The 14976-nt window shown below is 71.5% G+C and carries 13 protein-coding genes; 8 read left to right on the top strand and 5 right to left on the bottom strand.

Annotated features, from left to right (window positions below; all coding sequences use genetic code 11):
- The first annotated feature begins 28 nt into the window (after positions 1-28).
- Positions 29-832: a class I SAM-dependent methyltransferase gene (locus tag PSH03_RS14105; RefSeq protein ID WP_238689393.1), complete on the top strand. Its 804-nt coding sequence runs from the start codon at positions 29-31 to the stop codon at positions 830-832.
- A 366-nt stretch (positions 833-1198) separates the two neighbouring features.
- Positions 1199-1663, top strand: coding sequence for a GNAT family N-acetyltransferase (locus PSH03_RS14100; RefSeq protein ID WP_210781134.1), 465 nt, complete (start codon positions 1199-1201; stop codon positions 1661-1663).
- Between the two features lie 94 nt (positions 1664-1757).
- Here PSH03_RS14100 and PSH03_RS14095 read toward each other — a convergent pair whose 3' ends face one another.
- From PSH03_RS14095 to PSH03_RS14085, 3 genes are all read right to left on the bottom strand, one after another.
- Complete coding sequence (locus tag PSH03_RS14095; RefSeq protein WP_238689392.1) at positions 1758-2699, bottom strand: hypothetical protein; 942 nt, start codon at positions 2697-2699, stop codon at positions 1758-1760.
- Positions 2700-3234: 535 nt separating this feature from the next.
- Positions 3235-3840 (bottom strand): dihydrofolate reductase family protein, encoded by a 606-nt coding sequence (locus PSH03_RS14090; RefSeq protein WP_210781136.1) that lies wholly within the window; start codon positions 3838-3840, stop codon positions 3235-3237.
- Positions 3841-3925: 85 nt separating this feature from the next.
- Complete coding sequence (locus PSH03_RS14085; RefSeq protein ID WP_238689391.1) at positions 3926-4702, bottom strand: class I SAM-dependent methyltransferase; 777 nt, start codon at positions 4700-4702, stop codon at positions 3926-3928.
- 206 nt (positions 4703-4908) lie between these two features.
- On the opposite strand from PSH03_RS14085, the gene PSH03_RS32860 reads away from it, so the two are divergent.
- The 3 genes from PSH03_RS32860 to PSH03_RS14070 all read left to right on the top strand — a co-directional run bounded on the left by PSH03_RS32860 (position 4909) and on the right by PSH03_RS14070 (position 7712).
- Complete coding sequence (locus tag PSH03_RS32860; RefSeq protein ID WP_196922560.1) at positions 4909-5790, top strand: helix-turn-helix domain-containing protein; 882 nt, start codon at positions 4909-4911, stop codon at positions 5788-5790.
- A gap of 117 nt (positions 5791-5907) precedes the next feature.
- Entirely contained in the window at positions 5908-6888 is a 981-nt protein-coding gene (locus tag PSH03_RS14075) for an ATP-binding cassette domain-containing protein (protein ID WP_238689390.1), read from the top strand.
- Positions 6885-7712 carry an ABC transporter permease gene (locus PSH03_RS14070; protein ID WP_210781140.1) on the top strand — a complete coding sequence of 276 codons (828 nt, stop codon included), beginning with the start codon at positions 6885-6887 and terminating at the stop codon, positions 7710-7712. Before PSH03_RS14075 ends, PSH03_RS14070 begins: the two co-directional genes overlap by 4 nt.
- Position 7713: 1 nt before the next feature.
- Here the strand turns inward: PSH03_RS14070 and PSH03_RS14065 are convergent, their stop codons facing one another.
- Together PSH03_RS14065 and PSH03_RS14060 are read right to left on the bottom strand one after the other, a co-directional pair.
- A complete protein-coding gene (locus tag PSH03_RS14065) occupies positions 7714-9111 on the bottom strand; it encodes a hypothetical protein (protein WP_238689389.1) in 1398 nt (465 codons plus the stop codon).
- 18 nt (positions 9112-9129) lie between these two features.
- Positions 9130-10893, bottom strand: coding sequence for an ATP-binding protein (locus PSH03_RS14060; RefSeq protein WP_238689388.1), 1764 nt, complete (start codon positions 10891-10893; stop codon positions 9130-9132).
- 113 nt (positions 10894-11006) lie between these two features.
- Between PSH03_RS14060 and PSH03_RS14055 the strand changes: the two genes are divergently transcribed.
- The 3 genes from PSH03_RS14055 to PSH03_RS14045 are packed head-to-tail and all read left to right on the top strand — an operon-like array spanning position 11007 to position 14960.
- Positions 11007-11840, top strand: coding sequence for an ABC transporter ATP-binding protein (locus PSH03_RS14055; protein WP_238689387.1), 834 nt, complete (start codon positions 11007-11009; stop codon positions 11838-11840).
- Positions 11841-11871: 31 nt separating this feature from the next.
- Positions 11872-12855 (top strand): ABC transporter substrate-binding protein, encoded by a 984-nt coding sequence (locus tag PSH03_RS14050; RefSeq protein ID WP_238689386.1) that lies wholly within the window; start codon positions 11872-11874, stop codon positions 12853-12855.
- Positions 12856-12860: 5 nt separating this feature from the next.
- Positions 12861-14960, top strand: a complete 2100-nt coding sequence (locus tag PSH03_RS14045; RefSeq protein ID WP_210781282.1) for an iron ABC transporter permease — start codon at positions 12861-12863, stop codon at positions 14958-14960.
- Positions 14961-14976 lie beyond the last annotated feature (16 nt).

The raw sequence follows: 14976 nt of genomic DNA, 5'->3' as shown, positions 1-14976 counted from the left end.
CCGACCCTTCACGGAGAGGTAGACACCGATGACAACCGCTACGAGCGATGACACGTACACGTTCGACAACGGCGCACCGGACGCCGTTCCCCAGATGCACGCGCTGGAGTCCTTCCTGGATCCGATCACGACGCGTCGGCTGGCCCGCCCGGTGCTGGAACCGGGCGCGACCTGCTGGGAGGTCGGGGCCGGTGGCGGCTCGATGGCCCGGCGGATGGCCCGCGCGGTCGGCGACGACGGGCACGTGCTGGCCACCGACATCGACCCCACACACCTGGTGGCCGAGGGCAACCTGCACGTACGCCAGCACGACGTGCGCACCGAAGCGCCACCCGGGGACGCGTTCGACCTGATCCACGCCCGGCTGGTGCTGCTGCACCTCCCCGATCGACGACGGGTCCTGCGCACCCTCACCGGCGCGCTGGCACCCGGCGGCTGGCTGGTGGTAGAGGAGTTCGACTGCACCGCGCCGCAGCGGGTGCTGACCGCGCCCAGCGACGACGCCGCGAAGCTCTTCGCGCAGGTCATGGACGCCATGATGGGTGTCCTGCAGGACCACGGCGCCGACCTGGGCTGGGCCCAGGACGTACACACCGAGATGGCTCTCGCCGGTCTGACCGACCTGGACACCATCACCCACTCGCAGAGCTGGGCCGGCGGGTCGACCGGAACGTCGCTCTACGAGACCAACTCCCGCCAGTTGGAACCGGACCTGCTGGCGGCCGGGCTGTCGCCCCAGCAACTGCACGCCTTCCGGCGGCTGCTCCGTGACCCCGGGTTCGCCGTCATGTCGTACCACTTCGTCTCCACGCGGGGCCGCCTACCGAGCTGAGCAGGTGGACCGCCGCGCGGAGCGCGGTCACGCCGTCCGTACCTCTCCCGCCGCAGCACCTCCCCCTCCCCCGCTGCGCTCCGGACAGCTCTACGACGGCGTCGACCGCACCGGCCGGGCTCCCCGCGAGGGAGCCCGGCCGGCCCGCGCCCCGCGCCCCGCGCCCCGCGCCCCGCGCCCCGCCGATCTTGCAGTTTCGGTTGCCTATACGAGTGGAATGGTCCCTATGTCGGGGCAGAAAGTGCAAGATCGCGGCACGCGGGCGGGCTTTTATCGCCCACCACAACTCCATGATCGACGAGGTGACGCGGGGTTGATGGACAACTACTCCACCTGACGCGATGGTGTTGCTGTCAGAATGCCCGGGTGATCGTCAGACTTGCCGAAGAGCGGGACTTCAACGGCTTCCTTGGTCTGGCGGCCGAGGTCGAGTGCTGGTTCGGCCCGATGGTCGAGGATCGTGGCTTCCATGACGCGGTGCGCAAGCACATTCGTCGGACCACAGCGATCGTTGCTTTCTCCTCCGGGTCCGATCTCCTGGGTGGGTTGTTGTTCACGGCGAAGGTTCCGACCCACCACGTCCACTGGCTTGTCGTTGCTGAGCAGTCACGGGGAAAGGGTGTTGGTCGTGCACTGATGACAGCAGCGATGCGCAGGTTTGTACCGGGCTCAGGTTCCGTCGAAGTGGTCACCTTTGGTGCCGATCACCCGGGCGCCTGCGTCAGCGGTGCGCGTGCCTTCTACGAACGCCTTGGTTTCACCCCTGCCGAGGCCGTCGATCCCGGTCCGGAGGGCGGTTCCCGGCAGGTCTTTCGCCTGGCCGTCGCCTGATCCATCCGACGGCGGTCTAGACAACGAAGCTGTTCAGGAGGATCTGACCGGGGCCCGGAGGAGACGATGCGGGCACACCGAGGCGGGCCCTGGCTCAGCGCGGAGTGGTCTCCTGGTCGGCCAGGACAATCAGATCGTCGGGGCGGGCCGACAGCGGCGCCGTCGCCCCGTCGAGCCACACGAGATAGCCCACCGGCGGACCTGACCGACCCCACCGGGCACCGATGATCGTGGCCGACCCCGCGTGGTGCGGCTGCCTGAGCAGGCGTACCCGGGTGCCCGGCGCGTGTCCGTCGTCGGCGACGATGAGCAGCGCGTCAAGGATCTGCCGGGCACCGCCAACGGGCAGCCCCGGAACGTACGGCTCGCCCGCGGACCCGAGACGCGGCGTCATCATCGTGCTCAACAGCGCGGTCTGCCGGATCGCCTCCTGGCGGACCTGCCCGTCCACGCTACGTTCGACAGTGGTCAGCGCCTGCTGGATGCGCGACCAGAGGGCCATCGGCTCCTGGTCGAGCAGCCGGCGGGCCTCGCGGTCGATGTCGGCGCAGGCCGTGTCGAGCGCGGTGTCCTCGCCGAGTTCCGCGATCCAGGCGAGGTCCCCGACCTCGGGCAGCAACCCTGGCGACTCGGCCACGATCACGATGTACAGCATCGCGAGCAGTTCCTCGCGGCCCTCGCCGTGATAGAGCGAGTCCACCCCGCTGCCGGTACGCCCACGGCTGGGCGGGAACCGCCCGACGAGGTGCTGCGCGCGACCATGCGGCAGGACCGCGGCCCGCCTGGTGTCCGCCACCCGCTCCTCGAACGACCGCCGCTCACGGCGTTCGACGAGCAGTTGGCGGTGCGGGTCGAACCCGATCGGATAGATCGTTCGCCCGTACCTGGAGAGGGTTTCGCCGGGCCGAAGGCCGACCGACTCGAGCTGCCGGGCGGCCTCCGAGTAGGCGACGCCAGCCCGGGCTGCATGTTCACGGATGGCGCGCTTGCGGGCGCGTCCCGAAGCTGGGGTCCGTCGGGGGGTGGAATCAGACATGACGCCTCCGGTGCAGCCCCACGCACTCCACCGAACAGGCGGCGTGACCGGCACGCCGGGAGTCGACGGATCGGCGCGGAGTCGGAGACTCTTGGCCCCAGGCATGTGGTCGGGCGTGGGCCACCACATCGGGCGCTGGCAGGCGCTCTGCCGTGGCCAGCATATCGTGACGCCGACCGTTGGAACCCGTGCCCTATACAGCTCGTCAGTCAAGGTACTCTTCGGACCAATTGGTGATCACTCACGCTTTCCATCCGTTGAAAGGTCAGCGCTTGACCGTGCTGTTTTCGCAGCGCAAGCGCACTGGGCTGTTCTTCATGTGCGAGGTCGAGGGGGGTGGCGGGACACCGTGGCTCAGGAGTGGACCGACCGCGGCGTGCCCGCCTCAGCTGGTCGCCTAGCGGTGGATGGCTTGACGGCGGCGCGGTCACTCGTCGACGCCATCGACCCCAGCGGAGCGCGGCCCAGCGGTCGATGCAGCAGCCGGGCCCACGAATAGTCAGCTCTGACGGACTGCGGCACCCCTTGTCGTGTTTCAGGTGGTGGCGTACTGCGGGCGCCCGGCGGGTCGGTAGACCTGGAGCGTTATGCCCTTCGGGAAGACTTGCGAGTCGACCAGGTCCAGTGCGATGTCTGGGCCGGTGTCGGGGAACATGCGCATGCCTTGGCCGACGACCACCGGGACGATGAGCAGGTTCATCTCATCGACGAGGTCGTTTTCGAGCAGCCACCGGGTCAGGATGGCGCTGCCGTGCACCTGCAGCTCACCCGCCGGCTTGGCTTTCAGCTCGCGGATGGCCGCCGCGGGGTCACCGGAGAGGGTGATCGTGTTCGCCCATTGCGGGTCGGTGAGCGTGGTCGATGCGACGTATTTGGGCTTGGTGTTCAAGGCACCGACGATGGGGTTTTCCAGGTCTTCTCTCACGCCCCAGTAGCCGGCGAACAGTTCGTAGGTCCGCCGACCGAACAGGAACGCGTCAGCGCGCTGGTAGGTCTGGTCGACGAACGTCATGGCCTCGTTGTCGAAAAGCGGCCGGGCCCATCCGCCGCGCTCCATTCCAGGGTCGAGGATCGGATGCCGCCCGCCGTTTGCCTGCATCACGCCGTCGACAGACACCTGCGTGGTGGTCGTCAGTTTCATGATCGTGGTTCCCTTCTCGTTGGTTGGTCGTCCTTCGTGGGGTCGTCATTCGGCAGGGCCGGACCGCCCACGCCGAAGCCGCGGGTCATCGCGCCCGCTGCGCGAGATAGCAGCGGAAGACGAGGCCCAGGCGGATGGTCCCGTCGGCTCGTGATCGCGGCGCGAAGAAGGACCCCAGCGCCGCTTCCACGGCCGCGCGGCCGGAGTGGCGGACCGCCGCGCTGACTGGGCCGGCCGGCATCTGGGCGGCGATCGCCTCGTTCTGGTCGTTGAATTCGATGTCGAACGCGATGTCGGTCGACGTGACGGATGCGAACCCGGCGTCGAGCAGGGCGCTGCGAGCCGCGTCCGCGTCGGCGAGGTCGAGGGTGCTGCGGTCGGGCACTTCGTCGTGCGGAGCCAGTGGATTGATCAGTGCTGCGCTTTCGGCCTGTTCGGGACCGACGCCTACGGTTACGACGGCACAGCCTGCGGGGGCGGTCACGCGCGTGATCTCGGCGAGCGCGTGGCGGGGGTCGGCGGCGTAGAGCACCGAGTTGAACGCGGTGACGATATCGAAGCCGCTGTCGCTGAACGGTATGTGCTCCATGTCGTCGACGACGTAGCGGGCCGCCGGGCGTCGGCAGCGTGCGTACTCGACGAGTCCCGGGGCCGCGTCCAGCCCGACGACGTCAGCGCCGCGCTGGGCGGCAAGCTCCGCGAACAGGCCCGAGCCGCAGCCAACGTCGAGGAGCCGCGTGCCGGGGCGAAGGTGAAGGCGTTCGAGCACACGCATGTACAGCGGCCGGATGCGGCCCTCCGCGGTCTGCGCCCAGCCCTGCGGATCGCTGCTCCAGAGCCGGCCTTGGATGGTCGCGTTCACCGTGCGCTCGCACGGGCCGGACCCTGGCGTCGATCTTGGGGTGGTTGAGCGGGGCCCGGTCGGCGGTCGGGTGTCGGCGGCCCCGTCAAACAGAAGGTCATGAAGTCGAACATGGCCAAACCGTACGGCCGGATTCGCTCCGCGCTCTTGAACAAACCGGGCGTCCTTCTCGCGGCCGACCAACCCGCGCGCGACATACTGGTCACGTGACCAGCGACCCGTTCTCCGCCCCCGCCGCGGGCGGGCAGAGCTACGTCGAGCGCTCGCCCGCTCCGGCGTTGCGCGAGCTCGTCTCGTCGGTCTGGGTGCAGCAGGTCGGGCGCGACGCCGCGCCGTACGTCCACCGGCGCATCCCCAGCGGCGCTGTCGAACTCGTATGCAGGGTTGGCGCGGCCCCGCAGGTGATCGGCCCGCTTACCGAGCCGCTGGTCGAGGTACTTCAGCCGGGCACCACGATTCTCGGCGTGCGCTTCGTGCCAGGCGCCTTCCCGATGGTCGCGGGACAGCCCACGTCCGAGGTCGTCGGACTCACACTGGACGCCGAACAGCTGTGGGGCCGCTCTGCCGCCGCACTCGGCGACGTGGTCGGCACGGCGGCCTCGCTCCAGGAAGCGCTCGCCGCCGTGCAGCTCTACGTGCAGGAGCGCGCCAGCGCCGGCCAGCCCGCAGACTCGCTCGTGTCCGAGGCGGTGCGCGGTCTCATGCCGTGGCGCACGGTCGACGTGACGTCGCTGAGGGCGTCTCTGCACATCTCCGAGACGCAGCTGCGGCGCCGCTGCCGGACGGCGATCGGGCTCGCGCCGAAGTCGCTGCACCGGATACTGCGCTTTCAGGGCTTCCTCGCGCTCGTCCAGCAGGCGATCGCCCAGGGCCTCGCGGCGACGGACGACGGGCTCGGGCTGCTCGCCCTCCGCGCCGGCTACGCCGACCAGCCTCACCTCACACGCGAGTGCGTCCGGCTCACCGGCGTCTCGCCGCACGTGTTCATCGCCGAGACACAACAGACCTGCGCCTCCGGGCACGATCACTCGGCGTCGTTCGCGCCCGTGCTGCGCGCCGAGACTGAAACACGACCCACCCGGGCATAGCGCAGCGCCCGTCGGTGTGGATGTGCATGCCTCCTCGGCGGCTCCGATGTCAGCCCGTGTCGGCCCGTGTCGGTGCCGTGTCGGGGCGGTGTCAGCGGGCCCGCACAGACTGGGCGCATGACAGCTGACCTGGTGATCGAGGCTGAGGGCCTCGTGAAGACGTTTGGGAAGACGAGGGCGCTTCAAGGCGTGGACCTCGCCGTGCCCCGCGGGACGGTGCTCGGGGTGCTCGGCCCCAACGGCGCCGGCAAGACCACCGCCGTGCGCATCCTCTCCACACTGCTCACCCCGGACGGCGGGACCGCCCGGATCAGCGGTTTCGACGTGGTACGGGACGCCGAACGCGTTCGGCAGAGTATCGGCCTCACCGGCCAGTACGCCTCGGTCGACGAGGATCTGACCGGGCGGCAGAACCTGGAGCTGTTCGGCACCCTGCTGGAACTGGGGCGCGCCGGCGCCCGGCGACGGGCCGCCGAGCTGCTCGACTGGTTCGACCTGACCGATGCGGCGAACCGTCAGGCCAAGACCTACTCCGGGGGCATGCGGCGACGGCTGGACCTGGCCGCCAGCCTGGTCGGCTCCCCCGACGTGATCTTCCTGGACGAGCCGACGACCGGGCTCGACCCGGCCAAGCGCGAGGACATGTGGGACGTGGTCCGAACGCTTGTCAACAACGGTTCGACGGTGCTGCTGACCACCCAGTACCTGGAGGAGGCCGACGCGCTCGCCGACGCGATCACGGTGATCGACCACGGCCGGGTCATCGCGCACGACACCCCCGAAGGGCTCAAGCGGGTGGTCGGCGGGCAGACCCTGGAGGTCCGGCCGTCCGATCCGGCTCAGCTGCCCCGCACCGCGGACATCCTGACCCAGGTCGGCTCCGGCGCGCAGGCCGACGAGATCCGCAAGGGCGTGCTCGCGGTGCCGGTCACCGACGACGCGGCCCTGACCGAGAGCGTCGCGCGGTTCGCCACGGCCGGCATCGCGGTCACCGAACTCTCCCTGCACCTGCCGAGCCTCGACGAGGTGTTCTTCACCCTCACCGGGCGTACGGCATCAGAAGACGACACCACCCGCCCCACGGAGGTCGCGGCATGAGCACTCTGACCGACACCGCGCCCACGAGAAGCCGGGCGCTCTCGACAACCGCGCCGAATCCTCGGCCGTTCCGGCTGGTGCGGCACTCGTTGGCGCTCGCCAAGCGCAGCCTCATCAAGACCTGGCGTACGCCCGAGGCGCTCATCGACGTCACCCTGCAACCGGTGCTGTTCCTCATCATCTTCGTGTACGTCTTCGGCGGCGCCGTCGCCGGATCGACCCACGACTACCTTCAGTTCCTGCTCCCCGGCATTCTGGCGCAGACGATCGCGACCGGTGCCATCGCGATCGGCGTCAACCTCAACACCGACATCGCCAAGGGCATCTTCGACAGGTTCCGGTCATTGCCGATCCCCCGCTCCGCACCTCTGGTCGGCGCGGTCCTCGGCGATGTCGTCCGGTACGTCATCGTCACCGTGTCGACCCTCGCGATCGGCTACGTGATGGGTTTCCGGATCGACACCGACCTGTTCCGGGCGATCGCCGGGTGTCTGCTCGCTGTGCTGTTCGCGCTCTGCCTGAGCTGGCTGCCGGTGCTGGTGTCGATGAAGGTGCGGACCGCGGGCGCCGTGCAGGGGGTGATGTTCGCGTTGATCATGCCGCTGAGCTTCGCGTCCAACGTGTTCGTCGGCGCCGACACCCTGCCGGGCTGGATGCAGGCGTTCGTGGACGTCAACCCGATGACCCACCTGGTGGCGTCGGTACGCGGGCTGTTCCTCGGCACCCCGCTGGGCAACCACGTGTGGTGGACGCTCGCCTGGTGCGCCGGCTTCGTTGCGGTGTTCATGCCACTGGCGCTGCGGGCGTACCGCAAGAAGATCTGACCTACGCGAGCAGGTCGTCCATCAGCTCGCGGATCCGGCTGACGGCCGCGGCGGGTGGCCGCTCGCGCCACGCGGCCAGCAACGGCTCACGCTGCTCCTCGTTCCCGAGGATGGCGTTGAGCCGTTCGCCGTTTTCAAAGGGGAAGAACATCTCGATCTGGGTGCCGATCCGCTTCGCGAGTACGGCCAGTTCGCGGGCAGCCTCGACGTCACCCCGGTACGCCGCGAACTCCGCGCCGCCCGACGCCCACGCCCCGATCACCGGCAGGTCCCGTGAGGTCAGCGCGTCCTCGCGGGCGAGCGACAGCATCGCGGCCGCCTGGATGGTGGCGTCGGTGCCCGACACCCGCCCAACCTGGGCCACCCGCAGGTAGATGATCGCCGCCGTGGCTCGGAGCATCACGCGCGGCTGTGGCTGCGGCCCGACCCAGCCGGCGAGGACGCGCGTCACCTCGTCGGCGTGGGCGAGCGCCTCGTCGTACCGCTCACGCTGCCAGGCGAGGTGCGCCAGGCCGAGCAGCGCCTGCGCGGCGTCGATCTGCTCGGCCTGGCCCAGGGCGGCCGTCTCGCCCAGTCGCCGCTCCGCCTCCGCGTCGCCGGTCAGGGCCAGTTGCACGTCCAGCCGTACCCGGATCGACCGGGCGTCCTGCGTGGCGCCGACCAACTCCATGTGCCGGACACTGCGGGTCAGCCACTCGGCCGACCGGGCGTCCCCGCCCGGGACCAGGAACTGCCCGACCGCACCCGCCGCCATCGCCATGCCCCAGTGGTCGCCGGCGGCCTCGAAGCGGTGGTAAGCCTGCTCGGCGTCGCTGATCGACGCTTCCGGCAGGCCGCCGTTCTCCCGTACCGCCGCGCGCGCGAAGAGCCCCAGCCCCTGCACGTACGGGTCTGGGTGCGCGACCATCTCGGTCGCGCTCTTCAGGCTCTGCTCCACGTCGGCGGCGTCGAAGCCGGGCAGTGCCGACGCGATAGCGGTCAGCCGGGACGACACCTCGGCGGGACGTTCGGTCAGGAGCGTCCGCAGCGCCCGCCGGGCGAGCACGGCGGGCCGCAGGTCGGCGCTGACGCCGGCGTTCACGCTGATCACCACGCACGTCCAGGCCAGCCGTTCGGCGTTGGGAAGTGGCCGGCCGCTGGCCGCGCCGCGCAGGATCGTCGACCGCAGCCGCCGCTGCGGGTCGTCGATGTGCAGCAGCCCGCGCGCCCAGGCGAGGACCTCCAGGTGCAGGCCCCGCACCGACCAGAGGTGGAACAGGGCGGTGGCGACGTCGACGGCGGCGGGCTCGTCGTCCGCTGCCATTGCCCATCGCAATCCCGCGACCAGGTTGTCCTGCTCGGCGGCGCAACGGTGCAGCGCCTCGACCTGGCCGGGGCCGATGAAGTGGGCGGCCAGCACGACGGCCTGCTTCCGCGCTCACCTGACCAGGCCGGCCATGGCCTGGTCCCGGGCGCCGGCCGCGTCCAGCCGGGCCTCGCCGTACTCACGGACCGTCTCGAGCATGCGGTAGCGCGGCGGGCCGTCCCCCTCGACCAGGGACAACAGGGATTGTTCGACGAGGGTCGCCAGGCCGCGACGCACGTCCGGGGCCTGCGCGACGGCGGCGGCGAGGTCCGCTGTGAACGGCGCGGGAATGACCGCGACCCGCTGGAGCAGGTCCCGGTCGGCCTCGGCGAGCAGTTCCCTGCTCCAGTCGACAAGCGCCCACAGGCTCGCGTGCCGCTCGGGCAGGCCGCGCAGGGCGTCGTCGAGCAGCGCGAACCGGTCGGTCAGCCCGGCGAGTACGTCGTCGATCGGCATGTGCCGCAGTCGCGCGGCGGCCAGTTCGAGCGCCAACGGCAGGTTGTCGAGTCGGTGGCACAGGGCGAGCGCCCGCTCGGTGTCCCAGGTCGGCACGGCGCCACCGGCTTGTGCCCGGGACTCGACCAGCGCGAGCGCGTCGGCGTCCGGCAACGCGGTCAGCCGGTGCACCAGCTCGCCGACCAGGCCCAGTGGGGCGCGGCTCGTCGCGAGCACCGCGACCTCCGGCGAGGCCGCCGCGACCAGGTCCGCGACGACGACGGCCACCGCGTCGAGCACGTGCTCGCAGTTGTCCAGCACCACCAGACCGTCGAGGTCTGGCGCCACGGCCCGCAGCCGCTCCTCGGGGCTGAGGACCCGCCGTTCCAGACCCAGGTTGCCTCCGGTCGCCGTGGTGTCCGCGCCGCCGAGCGCCCCGAGCACAGTGGGCAGCACCTCGTCGGGCGAGCGCAGGCCAGCGAGTTCGATCACGCGTACCGCCCGCCCACCCGCTGCCGTACGCCTGGCCACCTCGGCGGCGAGCCGGGTCTTGCCCGCCCCGCCGGTCGCCACGATCGTCACGACGGGTGTCTCGGCGAGCGCGTCGGTGACGGCCTTGACGTCCCGCTCCCGCCCGACGAGGGCGGCCATGGGGCGGCGCCACGCGGCGGGCAGCGTGATCCGCGCCTGTTGCCGGGGCGGCGCCGCGACGGGCGGTGCGGTGAGTTCACCGCGCAGCAACGCCAGGTGGACGCTCGTGATCACGGGCGACGGGTCGGTGCCGTAGCGCTCGGCCAGCTCGGCGCGCAGCCGCTCGACCACCTCCAGCGCCTCCGCCTCCCGTCCCTGCGCGGCGAGCACCCGGACGAGCAGGGCGGCGGACGGCTCGTCCGGCGGTGTCTTCGCGACGAGTCGGCCCAGGTCGACCTCGTCGAACGGGCCCACGCCGGCGAGTGCCGCCTGCGCGCGCAGCGCGGCGACCTCCGCGAACAGGCGGCTGTCCTCGGCGCTGACCAGCTCCGGCACCTCGGGGAACAGGGCCCGCGCCTGATCGGCCAGGCCGCGGGCGGCATTGACGTCACCGCATCGGAGCGTGGCGCCTGCCTGGTCGACGAGCGCGCGCGCCTCGACCGCGTCGACGGTGATCTCCTCGGCGGGCAGCCGGTATCCGCCCGGCACCGCGACCACGGGCAGCCCGAGACGGCGTACCCGGGACACGAGGGCCTGGACGGCGCCGGTCGCGTCGTCGGGTGGCGCGCCGTCCCAGACGGCGTCCACGAGCAGGCTCACGGAGACCGCCCGGCCCCGCGCGTCGACGAGCGCGCGGAGCACCGCCGCGAGCCGTTCACCCCGAACGGGCTGGCCGTCGACGGCGAGTGGGCCGAGGGTCGCGATCTGCACGGACCCAGCATCCCCCACGCGCGCACGGGCCCGACGACCACCGGTCCGCTAGGCCGGTCGCCGCCCCGCGACCGGCTTGACAGGCCGTCATCTGGTTAGGTTAGCCTAACCTCATGCAGAGCGAGTTGGCGTCGGTCAACGGGGAGCGCAGCCTGTCCGGCGTCGACCTCCGTCTGGGCTATCACGGTGTGCCGGTGGTGCACGGTGCCGAGATCAACCTCCGCGCGGGTGCCGTCACCGCACTGGTGGGGCCCAACGGCAGCGGCAAGTCCACACTGCTGCGGGCCCTGGCCCGGCTGCATCCGATCGAGGCCGGAATCGTGCACCTCGCCGACGGCGTCACGGCCGCCAGCCTCGCGGCCCGGGATTTCGCCCGGCGGGTCACCCTGCTCGCCCAGAGCCGGCCGGTGCCCAGCGGCGTCACCGTCCGCGACGTCGTCGGCTACGGCCGCCACCCCTACCGGGGGCGCTGGCGCACCGAGGACCCGGACGGTCCCGCCGCCATCGCACGCGCCATGGACGTCACCGGCGTCGCCGCGATGGCCGACCGTCCCGTCGACGAACTCTCCGGAGGCGAGTTGCAGCGGGTCTGGTTGGCCACCTGCCTCGCCCAGGACACCCCGGTTCTACTCCTCGACGAACCCACCACATTCCTCGACCTGCGCTACCAGGTGGAGATCCTCGACCTGGTCCGTGACCTCGCGGACGAGCACGGCGTCGCCGTCGGCGTCGTGCTGCACGACCTCAACCAGGCAGCCGCCGTGGCGGACGAGGTGGTCCTGTTGCAGCAGGGCCGGGTCCGCGCCACCGGCACCCCGGCAACGGTGTTCACCGAGAACGCCCTCACCGAGACCTACGGGATCCGCATCGAGGTGACCACCGATCCGGTCAGCGGACTGGTCACCACCCGCCCGGTCGGGCGGCACCAGATCCGCGCCCTGGTCTGAGCACCCCCATCCACAGCAGAGAAAGACCGTCATGACCCGTACCCGTTTCACCGCCCTCATCGCCGTCGTGGCCGCGCTGACGCTCGGCGCCTGCGGCACCACCGAGAACGCCGCAGCCCCCGACACCTCCGCCTCGGCGTCCGGCGGCCCGGTCACCGTCACCGACAGCAGGGGCAAGGAGATCACCCTCAAGGCGCCGGCGACCAAGGTCGTCGGGCTTGAGTGGGGCGAGGTCGAGCTGCTGGTCAGCCTGGGCGTCATGCCCGTCGGTGTCGCCGACCCCAAGGGCTACGGCACCTGGGTCACCTCCGCGAAGCTCGACCCGGGCGTCAAGGACGTCGGGGTCCGCGGGGAGCCCAGCGTCGACGCGATCGTCGCCCTCCAGCCCGACCTCGTCGTGATGGAGGACGACCGGGGCGCCACCATCGTCAGTCAGCTGGAGAAGTTCGTACCAGTGGTGGTCGCCAAGGGCAGTGACGCCACCGACAACCTCGGCCGGATGCGCACCGACCTCAACATGATCGCGAAGGCGGTCGGCAAGACCACCGAGGCGGAGAAGCTGCTCGCCGACTTCGACGCGGCCATCGCCGACGCCAAGAAGAAGATCGCCGACGCGGGTGCCGCCGGCCGACCGTTCGCCATCGCCGACGGCTGGAAGGAGGGCAGCACCGTCAGCATCCGGATGTTCGGCACTGGCGCGCTGGTCTCCCAGATCGGCATCCAACTCGGCCTCACCAACGCCTGGACCGGCAAGACCGACGAGGTGTGGGGCCTGGGCCAGACCGACGTCGAGGGCATGACGGTCCTCAAGGACCCGAACACGCACCTCTTCTACAACGCCTCCGACGGCGACGACGTGTTCGCCGACGGTCTCGCCGGCAACGCCATCTGGAAGTCGCTGCCCTTCGTGCAGAAGGGCAACCTGCACAAGATGCCCAACGGCATCTGGACCTTCGGCGGTCCGCTCTCCGGTAAGCAGTACATCGACGAACTCGTCAAGACGTACACGGTGTGAGCGTGCTGAACGCACCCCCGCGCCCGGAGCCGGCCACCCGGCCGGCTCCGGGCGGAAGCCCGGCCGTGCCCCGCATCGCCGTCGTCTTCGTCGCCGCGATCCTGCTGCTGCTCGTGGTCGGCGCGGTGCACCTCACCCAGGGCACCTCGAACGTCGGCGCCCTCGACCTGCTGCGGCTCGCGACCGGCGCCGACGACGAGGCAGCCCGCGTCCTGATCGCGTCCCGGCTGCCCCGGCTGCTCGCCGGGCTCGCCATCGGCGTGGCGCTCGGGTTCGCCGGGGCGGCGTTGCAGTCGATCGCCCGCAACCCGCTCGCCTCCCCCGACACCCTCGCTGTCAACGCGGGCGCCCACCTGGCGATCGTCGCCGTCGCCGCGTTCGGCGTGTCGCTGCCCGCGCTGCCGGCCGGCGGCCTCGCCTTCTGCGGCGGACTGGCCGCCGCCGGCCTGGTGATGGCGATGTCCTCCGGTGGGCAGGCCGGCACCACCCGGCTGATCCTCGCCGGCTCGGCGACCGCGCTGGCGCTCGGGTCGGTGACCACACTGCTGCTGCTCCTGTTCGAGCAGGCCACCATCGGGCTGTTCGCCTGGGGGAACGGCTCGCTGGTGCAGAGCGACCTGACCGCGCTGACCCAACTCGCTCCGGTGATCGTCGGCGCCGCCATCGTGCTCGTGCTGCTCGGGCACCGCCTCGACATCCTCGCCCTCGGCGACGACACCGCCACGGTGCTCGGCCTCGACGTGCGGCGCACCCGGCTCACCGTCATGGTGCTGGCCGTGCTGCTCTCCGCCGCGGCCGTCACCCTCACCGGCCCGGTCGGCTTCGTCGGCCTGTGCGCACCGGTGATCGTTCGGCTGCTCGCCCCGGTGGTGCCGGGGGTGCACCGGCACCGCGTCCTGCTGCCGTTGTCCGGCATCGCCGGGGTCATCATCGTGCTCGGCTCCGACGTGCTGCTGCGGGCCGTGATGGGCGGGCAGGCCGGTGTCGACATCCCCACCGGAGTGGTCACCACCCTGTTCGGCGCGGCGATCCTCATCTGGCTGGCCCGCCGGCACCGCGACGCCGGCCCCACCCGTCGTCCGCCCGGCGGGCACGCCGCCGTCCGCTCCGCCGCCTTCCACCGCGGCGTCGTCGCCGTCACCGCCGTCCTGACCGTCTGCGCCGTGGCGGTCGGCATGCTCGCCGGTGACACCTGGGTGCTGCTGGGCGACGTCGTCAACTGGGTCAACGGCACCACCGGGCCCGCGTACACCTTTGTGCTGGACCAGCGGTGGCCGCGCGTCGCCGCGGCGGTCCTGGCCGGCGCGGCGCTCGCGGTCGCCGGCACCACAGTGCAGGCGGTCTGCCGCAATCCGCTGGCCGAACCCGGCATCCTCGGCATCACCGCCGGCGCCGGGCTCGGCGCGGTCTCCCTGCTCACCTTCGTGCCGCTGGCCGGGGTGTGGGCCGTCTCCGGCGTCGCCGGGCTCGGCGCGATGCTGGCGTTCGCCCTGGTCTACGGCCTGGCCTGGCGCGGCGGACTGAGCTCCGACCGACTGGTGCTGATCGGTTTCGGCGCCTGGCAGGGCGGCATGGCGGTCATCACCTACCTGGTCGTGGCCTTCGACCCGTGGAACACCGGGAAGGCGTTGACCTGGCTGTCCGGCTCCACCTACGGTCGGATGCCCACCCAGGTGCTGCCGGTGCTGATCGCCCTGCTGGTGCTCACTCCGGCCGTGGTCGCCGCCCGCCGGGAGCTCGACCTGATGGCGCTGGACGACGACACCCCCCGGGTGCTGGGCGTCCGGCTGGAACGCACCCGGTTGATCGCGCTCGGCGCGGCGGCGCTGCTCACCTCCACCGCCGTCTCGGCCGTCGGGGTCATCGGTTTCGTCGGTCTGGTCGCCCCGCACGCCGCGCGGGCGCTCGTCGGCGGCCGGCACTCCCGGGTACTTCCGGTGGCCGCCCTGCTCGGCGCTGCGCTGGTCAGCATCGCCGACACCTTCGGTCGGACGGTCATCGCGCCGGCCCAGATCCCCGCCGGCCTGGTCACCGCCATGATCGGCACCCCGTACTTCGTCTGGCTGCTGTGGCGCTCCCGCGCCGTGGCGAGCACCACCCGGTAGCGCCGCCCGAGTCGAG

Source organism: Micromonospora salmantinae, from assembly GCF_022230905.1.
Classification (GTDB): domain Bacteria; phylum Actinomycetota; class Actinomycetes; order Mycobacteriales; family Micromonosporaceae; genus Micromonospora; species Micromonospora salmantinae.
The sequence above is the reverse complement of the archived record's forward strand: the minus strand, read 5'-3'. Positions and strand labels throughout refer to the sequence as shown.